Annotated in this window: 2 protein-coding genes; both read right to left on the reverse strand. The window is 72.0% G+C overall.

The genetic code is table 11. From position 1 onward, the window contains the following. Window positions 1-129 precede the first annotated feature (129 nt). On the reverse strand, window positions 130-1065 hold the full coding sequence (locus tag HYE82_RS36340; protein ID WP_179178487.1) for a hypothetical protein: 936 nt from the start codon (window positions 1063-1065) through the stop codon (window positions 130-132). Between the two features lie 117 nt (window positions 1066-1182). Next, the gene (locus HYE82_RS36345; protein ID WP_306439696.1) at window positions 1183-1677 is read right to left on the reverse strand and encodes a hypothetical protein; all 495 of its coding nucleotides are present in this window, start codon (window positions 1675-1677) and stop codon (window positions 1183-1185) included. Window positions 1678-1692 lie beyond the last annotated feature (15 nt).

Here is a 1692-nt window from a genome sequence, read left to right on the forward strand (position 1 = left end):
CATCGCGTCCTCCCGGGTCGTCGCCGCCCCGGGGGCCGTCGTGGTCGGCGTCGGGTGCGGGCGGCTGCCTCTGCTATTGGTTTCTGCCTCTGACCCGGCTCCGGAGGACCGGAGCCGGGGGGTTGCGCGTCAGGTCAGTACGACGACCTTGTGCATGCCCCTGATCGCGTCCGGAATGCCGGCCTTCCCGTCCGGGGCGAAGCAGCCGATCAGGTACGTACCCGGGGGCAGGTTCCGTATCTCCAGCAGCACGGAGCGGCCGGGGGAGACGACGCCGAGACCGACCGAGCGCCCGGTGTAGGGCAGCGGGCCGGGTGCGGTGCGGTCGAAGACGGCCTGGATCCGGGCGTCCGTGGTGCCGGGTGCGACGGGCTGGATCCCCATCTCGTGCAACTCCTGCGTGGAGTTGTGCACCAGGATGGTGTCCCCTGTCCGGTCGAGGCCGTGGACGTCGAAACGGGGGCCGTCCGGGGTGTCCCTCGCGAGCACGAAGCTGTCGGGGAAGCCCGTCGGCCTGCCGGGCCCGTGGTTGCCCTGCAGCCGGAGGGTCCGGGTGATCGGGTGCGCCGGGTCCTGGAGGAAGGCGGTGAAGTCCAGGAGGACGACCTCGCCCGCGGTGATCGGAGTGGTGAACGTCTCTGATACCGATGCCGTGACCTGGGCCCCGCCGAACATCTCCGACTCGTCGCGCACCGCCAGCATGCCCTCGGCGGTGGGGATCGGCTTGCGGCTGACGGCCTTGGCGAGATCGGCCAGCACCTGGTCCACGGTCACGCCGGGGTGCGGCCGGAAGGCCTGCAGGAACCGCCCGTTCGAGTCATCGGTCGTGACCCGGAACGACACCAGGCCCGCCGGTGCGGACTCCGGTGCCTCGATGCCCGATTCGGTGATCCTCACGTCGATCGGCTTCGGCGCGCGTCGGTCGAGGCCCGCATGGGCGGCCTGTTCCCGGAGGGGGGCGTGGTCCGCCGGGGCGGCGACGGCCGGACCCGCGAGGGACGTGGCGAGGACGAGAGCGGTTAAAGCCGCCGCTCGCACCCCGTGCTTGAGCAGTGCGGTACGCATGGGTGGGTCTCCTGTTCGTGGAACGGCCCCCCGAACCAGGCCAGCGCCTTCGGAGCCCGGGCGGCGACAGCCACGCACACTACGGTCAGGATCGAAACCGCCGGTCTGAAAAGTGACTTATTTGATCACGGCGTTGGCCGCGATGATGACCACCCCGATCGCGGAGTCCGCGGCCCCGATCAGGAGCGAGGAACGGAGCCGGTAGCCCACGCGCAACGCCACGAAGGAGCCCCAGCCGAACAGCAGCGCGGTGTTCGCGCACAGCCCGACCGTGGTCACGAGGGGGGCCTCCCAGTGGGCGAACCCGGCGACGACGAGGAGGGCGACGGTCGGGAGCGTGGCCGCGATCAGCGGCCACTCGTGCAGCACCTCCCGCACCAGCATCCGCCACCGATGCCCGGCGGAGCCGGGCCGGTGGCCGGCCATGTGGTGCGCGTACCCGTGGGCGAGGGCCGCCGCGGCGGCGGTCACGAACACCCAACCGGCGTCCTGGAACGGGGTGTACGCGGCCCCCTTCTCGTCGAGCGCGGCCAACAGCCCGGCCGCGAGCACGGTCCCGTACACGCCGCAGAACATCCAGTCGGCCCCACGGTGCGGCGGTGTGTGGGGCAACCGGAGGGCGGGCGG

This window comes from Streptomyces sp. BR123 (assembly GCF_013401435.1).
In the GTDB taxonomy this organism is placed as follows: domain Bacteria; phylum Actinomycetota; class Actinomycetes; order Streptomycetales; family Streptomycetaceae; genus Streptomyces.

Bases quoted from the DNA above. Each gene is read 5' to 3' on its own strand.
- HYE82_RS36340 (WP_179178487.1), bottom strand. From the start codon at position 1,065: ATGCGTACCGCACTGCTCAAGCACGGGGTGCGAGCGGCGGCTTTAACC.